1 protein-coding gene is annotated in these 375 nt (G+C 42.7%); it reads right to left on the reverse strand.

Annotated elements, in window-relative coordinates:
• Positions 1–375: hypothetical protein (locus tag D0817_RS25835; RefSeq protein ID WP_202866527.1), on the reverse strand; the 375-nt coding region annotated here is incomplete at both ends.

Raw genomic sequence — 375 nt, forward strand, 5'->3', positions numbered from 1 at the left:
TTGTTGCAATTGTTTTGCGCTTACCCTTTGCAGTGGGAGCATTAAGCCCGTAATGCGGTAAATTAACTTCGGTGTCGTGTGCCATAGTGTATATAGGTTCTCTGTTATTACTTGTTGTACCGTCTATGATAAAATAGCCGTCTTTTATATCGCCTGTTTCTTGGTTAAGGGGTACAATTACGTATACATGAGTATACAGGTCAGGGCGAAAACTCGGTTGTTTGATTTGCCTGATATAATGGCGAATCCCCATATTGGCCAGTAAACAACTGGCAAAGATGGAATAGGTTTTACAATCAACGCCCGAAACCCTTTGCCTGAAAGCGCAGGCAGGACTTCTAAGGTTTTGTTCGAGTCCATCGGCTTTGTACTGTA

Source organism: Flavobacterium cupreum, assembly GCF_003996965.1.
In the GTDB taxonomy this organism is placed as follows: Bacteria; Bacteroidota; Bacteroidia; order Flavobacteriales; family Flavobacteriaceae; genus Flavobacterium; species Flavobacterium cupreum.